Annotated in this window: 2 protein-coding genes and 1 pseudogene; all 3 read left to right on the top strand. The window is 66.3% G+C overall.

Annotated elements, in window-relative coordinates; translation table 11 throughout:
* Nucleotides 1–253: pseudogene (locus LMJ29_RS14140) on the top strand (type VI secretion system tip protein VgrG); the annotation flags it as partial.
* Nucleotides 243–980, top strand: coding sequence for a DUF4123 domain-containing protein (locus tag LMJ29_RS14135; protein ID WP_319942225.1), 738 nt, complete (start codon nt 243–245; stop codon nt 978–980). The pseudogene LMJ29_RS14140 and the gene LMJ29_RS14135, both read left to right, overlap by 11 nt.
* The coding region (locus LMJ29_RS14130; RefSeq protein ID WP_229606156.1) for a DUF6531 domain-containing protein at nt 980–4744 on the top strand (3765 nt) is incomplete at its 3' end. The genes LMJ29_RS14135 and LMJ29_RS14130, both read left to right, overlap by 1 nt.

Here is a 4744-nt window from a genome sequence, read left to right as displayed (position 1 = left end):
CAAGGCCGGCGGCAGCTTCGTGAAGCTCGATGCCAGTGGCGTCACGCTGGTCGGGCCGACGGTGAAGATCAACTCGGGAGGAAGCCCAGGCTCGGGTACCGCGGCTGCTCCCCTGTTGCCAGGTGCGCTGCAGCAGGCCGATGCCGACAAGGCCGGCTCCTTGCTGACCCCTACGCAAATCAACACCTTCAAGCGCAGCGCGCCCTTCTGCGAGGAGTGCGAGAAGTGTAAGGAGGGCTACTGTGCAATCTGACCTCCTGACTCCCCAAGAGTGGCTTGCAGCCCGGCCGCTAGTAGATGACGAGCGCCTTTACGCTGTGTTCAGCAGCGTGAGCGAGGCCGATCCTCTTCGCACATGGTGCCGCCTGGGAGAACCCCGTCCCCCACAGCCACTCTGGCAGGGAACCCCATATGCCGGATGGCATCAGGTGATGCCTTACCTCGCCAGATTGCCCGCGGATAGCACCTTCCTTGACTGGGTTGGCGAAGCCAAGGCCGAAGACTGGGGGTGGCTCGCGGTATCCAGCAGCGATCCCGAGCGTATTTTCGAGCACTTGCGAAGCCTGACCCAGGTGCGCATGCCGGGAGGTACCGGCGTGTTCTTCCGTTTCTGGGACGGACGACATCTTCTGCCGATCCTCACTCATCTGGGGGCCGAAGCAACGGCGCTGATGCCGATGTTCGATCGTTACCTGATCAACGGCCAGACACTCCAGATAGGCCAGAAGGAGATCCCTCCGGAACAGCCCTTTCCCTGGTGGACACCGTCGAAATCTCTGCTGGACACCCTGGAGCGCGAGGACATCGGTCCGCTGGCCGACAACCTCCTGCAATGGCTCCAGGAAGAATATCCCGACCTTTGTGATCGTCTGCCCGAGGCGAACCTGCGACTCAAGATCGCCCGCCTCGCTCGGCGATACGAAACGGTAGCAAACCTGAAACACGCCCTGCTGGAGCAGTTGGCGTTGGAGCTCAGCTGATGGATCAGATCACCCTTATCGAACGGGAGCTGAACGAGTTCAAGAGCAGCCTCAGACAGTACCGCGAGATGACCGAGGCGTGGTACGCACGGGCGGCCGACAGTGCCAGCCGGGCGGCGGACCTGCCGTCCCTGCTGGGCATGGAGCGGGTCATCCGCGCCGGCTCCAGCAGCACCTCGGTAAGCTTGGGGGACAGCGATTTCGGCCTGGTTGCGCAGTGCCCGCGCAGCGGCATCCTGGAGATCGAAAGCAAGTTCGAGTCGGCCTACGAGGTGCCGCTGGGGGGAGTCCAGGTTGAAGTCCGCTCCCGCGACGATAACAGCCTGCAGCAGGCCCTGACGCTGGGCGACAATGGCAAGGCCAGCCTGCAGGCGCAGCCCGGCAAATGGTACGTCATCCAGGTCAATTCCGCGGTCGGCACGCAGCAGGTCGATGAGCTGTTTCGGAGCTACGACGGTCTGGCGCAGCAGCTGGAGAGCTGGCTGCGCGGGCAGTGGGCCGGGTTCCGGCCGCAATGGCAGGCCAATAGCGCATCCTCGGTGCTGGGCGCCGCGGGGACGGGCATCCTCGAGGGCAGTTGGCAGGCGGTCAAGGATGTCTGGGAAGGCATCGAACTGGTCTTCGACATCCTCAAGGACCCGATGAAGCACGCCCACATGCTGGGCGACAAGGCCGGCGAGCTGGTCGCCTTGGCCAGGAGCTCGCCGCAGAAGATGGCCAGGGTGATGCTCCTGGCCAGCGACGAGGCGGTGCTCTATCTGCTGCTGCGCAGCGCGGCGCTGTGGCTCTCCGCGCTGCCGCCAAGCCAGATCGCCGGCAGCGCGGCCAAGGAACTCAGCCGCTTCCTGGTTTCCGTACTGATCGACATCCTCATCGCCATCGTTCTGACCGTCGCCGTCGAGGGTACCGGCATCGCTTACCTGATGGTGCGTCTGGCCAAGTACGGCCAACGCGTGGTCGATGCGGTGGTCGGCTTCGTCAAGGCGGTGTTCGGCATCCTCGAAGGCGTGCTCGACTACATCGAGAAATACCGCGCCGTCGCCGCCCGCGGCATTGCCGGAGGCGTCCAGCGCGGTCCGGCAACGCTGGAGTGGAGCGCACGCAGGAACAGCACACTGCGCGAAGCCGAGAACACGCCGAACGTCGACCGCCAGGCCACCACCCCCAGCGAGCGTCCGGCCCAGGCGTCCAAGGACACCTGCACCGGTGGCGAGCCGGTCTCGATGGTGACCGGCGAAGAGCTGCTGACCCTGGACGACGGTTTGCTCGACGGCCTGCTGCCTTTCGCCTGGAGCCGCTTGTATCGCACCAGTGCCGTGGAGCTGGATCACGGCCTCGGATATGGCTGGAGCCACAGCCTGGCCCACCGGCTGCTGATCGACGACGGCCAGGTGACCTGGATCGACCAGGAAAACCGCCGCACCAGCTTCCCACTTCCGGACCGGCAGCGACCCGCCATCAACAATCGGCTGTCGAAGGCCGCCATCTTCTTGGGTGACGACCCGGCGGAGCTCGTCCTCGCTCAAGCGGGTGACAGACCGCGCTTCTACCACTTCCTCCATGACGGCAGAGTCGGCGATCTGGTCGCCATCAGCGATGCCTATGGCAATCGTCTGCATGTCAGCCGCGATCTCGGTGGCCGTATCAGCCGGCTGAGCAACGGGGCCGGGCGAGCGCTGGCGTTTCGCTATGCGCAGGGGCGCATCCAGACCGTGGACTACCAGCAGCAGGTCCCGGCGAACACCGAGGAGGCCTCCTGGCGGAGCGTGCAGACCCTGGTCAGCTACGTCTACAGCGCTGGCGGCCAGTTGCTGGAAGCACGCAATGCGCTGGGCGAAGTCGAGCGCTACCGCTACGACGACCGGCACGTGATTCTCGAACGCCACCTGGCAGGAGGCGCCAGCTTCTACTGGGCCTGGGAGGGCAGCGGCAAGCAGGCGCGCTGCGTGCGCCAGTGGTCGAACATCGCGCCGCTGGACTTCCACTTCGAGTGGGACGACGAGGCGGGCACCGCGACCCTGATCCATAGCGACGGCGGTCGTCAGGTCTTCGTCCACGACGGCAACGCGAGGCTGGTACGGCAGGTCGATCCCGACGGTGCCGAGCACCAGAAGGTATACAACCCGCAAGGGCAACTGGTGGCCGAACGCGATCCGCTGGGCGCAGTCATCCAGTACCACTACGACGACAATGGCCATCTGGTCGCCTTGGTGCCTCCCGAGGATGAACCCACCAGCTTCGAATACCGGGCCGGCTTCATAAGCGCCGTACAGCGCGGCAAGGCGATCTGGAAATACCGCCACAACGCCCAGGGCGACGTGGTCCAGCAGACCGATCCGCACGGCCATACCACGGTCTATCGCTACGACGAGTGCGGCCGCCTGCTGGAAATCCGCCATCCCGACGGCGGCTGCCATCGCCTGACCTGCAACGGGCTGGGGCAGTTGATCGAGGAGCAGCTGCCCGATGGCGGGCTGCGCCGCTACCGCTACGACGTGTTCGGTCGCCAGATCACCCGCCAGGACGAGCAGGGCGCCATCACCCGGTTCGAGTGGGACGCCGCCGGCCGTCTGCGCCAGGTCGTCCTGCCGGGCGGTGCCAGCCGCGCCTACGACTACAACGCCTACGGCAAGGTGACCGCCGAGCGCGATGAACTGGGCCGCGTCACCCGCTACGAGTATGCCGATGGCCTGCATCTGGTCAGCCGACGCATCAACCCCGACGGCAGCCAGCTGCGCTACCGCTACGACAACGCCCGCCTGCTGCTCACCCAGATCGAGGACGAGCGCGGCGAGCTGTACCGCCTCGACTACCACCCCAACGGGCTGATCAGTCGGGAAACCGGTTTCGACGGGCGCAGCTGCGCCTATGCCTACGACCTCAACGGCCATCTGCTGGAAAAGACCGAGTACGGCGAGGACGGCAGCGAGCTGGTCACCCGCTACCAGCGCGATGCCGCCGGTCGCCTGCTGGTGAAGACCCAGCCCGACGGTAGCGAAGTGCACTACCGCTACGACGCCCTGGGGCGGCTGGTGAGCGTGGACGACGGCCAGTGGCCGCTGGCCTACGAGTACGACCTCCAGGACCGACTGATCCGCGAGCACCAGGGCTGGGCGATCCTGCACTACGGCTATGACGCGCTGGGCCAGCTGAGCCACTGCCGCCTGCCGGACGGCAGCACCCTCGACTACCGACACGAGGAGGGCGGCGGGCTCAGCGCCATCGCCCTCAACGGCCAGCGCCTGACCAGCCACCAGTTCCGGTTCGGCCGGGAAACCCGGCGCCAGCAAGGCCAACTGCTCAGCCAGTACCAGTACGACGAACAGGGCCGCCTGCTCGCCCACCAGGTCAGCCAGCGCGAACGCGCCCTGTACCAGCGGCGCTATCGCTACGACACCGGCGGCAACCTGGCCGCCGTGGAGGACAGCCGCAAGGGCACCCGCAGCTACCACTACGACCCGCTGGACCGCCTGATCGCCGTGCGCGGCGAACTGCCGGAGAGCTTCGCCCACGACCCGGCCGGCAACCTGCTGACCCAGAACGCCCGGCAGGGCGATCCGCGCCACGTCAACGTGCGCGGCAACCGCCTGCTGATGCACGGCGACTGCCACTACGACTACGATGCCTACGGCAACCTGATCTGCGAGCGCCGCGGGAGCGGACAGAGGCTGGTTACCCACTATCGCTACGACAGCCAGCACCGGCTGGTCGGTGTGCAACTGCCCGATGGTCGCGAAGTCGGCTACCGCTACGACGCCTTCGGC

The organism is Pseudomonas oryzagri, from assembly GCF_020831405.1.
In the GTDB taxonomy this organism is placed as follows: Bacteria; Pseudomonadota; Gammaproteobacteria; order Pseudomonadales; family Pseudomonadaceae; genus Geopseudomonas; species Geopseudomonas oryzagri.
Note: the sequence above shows the minus strand (reverse complement) of the source record. Positions and strands in the feature narration are given on the sequence as shown.